This window comes from Streptococcus sp. HMSC076C08 (assembly GCF_001810825.1).
Lineage (GTDB): Bacteria > Bacillota > Bacilli > Lactobacillales > Streptococcaceae > Streptococcus.
Window position 1 is genome coordinate 1 of sequence record NZ_KV802705.1, and the last position, 741, is coordinate 741.

Annotated in this window: 8 tRNA genes; all 8 read left to right on the forward strand. The window is 51.0% G+C overall.

Annotated elements, in window-relative coordinates:
* The first annotated feature begins 31 nt into the window (after positions 1-31).
* Positions 32-104: transfer RNA gene (locus HMPREF2766_RS00270), tRNA-Asp, on the forward strand.
* A 24-nt stretch (positions 105-128) separates the two neighbouring features.
* Positions 129-201 (forward strand) — tRNA-Lys (locus tag HMPREF2766_RS00275).
* A gap of 5 nt (positions 202-206) precedes the next feature.
* Positions 207-288: transfer RNA gene (locus HMPREF2766_RS00280), tRNA-Leu, on the forward strand.
* Positions 289-300: 12 nt separating this feature from the next.
* Positions 301-373 (forward strand) — tRNA-Thr (locus tag HMPREF2766_RS00285).
* Between the two features lie 27 nt (positions 374-400).
* Positions 401-472 (forward strand) — tRNA-Gly (locus HMPREF2766_RS00290).
* Positions 473-479: 7 nt separating this feature from the next.
* Positions 480-565, forward strand: a tRNA-Leu gene (locus HMPREF2766_RS00295).
* Between the two features lie 11 nt (positions 566-576).
* Positions 577-650: transfer RNA gene (locus HMPREF2766_RS00300), tRNA-Arg, on the forward strand.
* A gap of 15 nt (positions 651-665) precedes the next feature.
* Positions 666-739, forward strand: a tRNA-Pro gene (locus HMPREF2766_RS00305).
* The last annotated feature ends 2 nt before the right edge of the window (positions 740-741 follow it).

Below are 741 nucleotides of genomic sequence, written 5' to 3' on the forward strand. Positions count from 1 at the left end.
GGTCAGCGGTTCGATCCCGTTAACTCCCATAGGTCCCGTAGTGTAGCGGTTATCACGTCGCCCTGTCACGGCGAAGATCGCGGGTTCGATTCCCGTCGGGACCGTTTAAGATAACGGAAGTTATTTTAGACTCGTTAGCTCAGTTGGTAGAGCAATTGACTTTTAATCAATGGGTCACTGGTTCGAGCCCAGTACGGGTCATATTTGCGGGTTTGGCGGAATTGGCAGACGCACCAGATTTAGGATCTGGCGCTTAACGGCGTGGGGGTTCAAGTCCCTTAACCCGCATAATAGAAATCAGCCGGCTTAGCTCAGTTGGTAGAGCATCTGATTTGTAATCAGAGGGTCGCGTGTTCAAGTCATGTAGCCGGCATTTTTTTATATAGAATAAGAGGTCGATGCGAACGTAGTTCAGTGGTAGAACACCACCTTGCCAAGGTGGGGGTCGCGGGTTCGAATCCCGTCGTTCGCTTAGAGAGGCCGGGGTGGCGGAACTGGCAGACGCACAGGACTTAAAATCCTGCGATTGGTAACGATCGTACCGGTTCGATTCCGGTCCTCGGCATATAATGATGAGCACCCTTAGCTCAACTGGATAGAGTACCTGACTACGAATCAGGCGGTTAGAGGTTCGACTCCTCTAGGGTGCATTTTTTTATTTAACGCGGGAAGTAGCTCAGCTTGGTAGAGTACTTGGTTTGGGACCAAGGTGTCGCAGGTTCGAATCCTGTCTTCCCGATT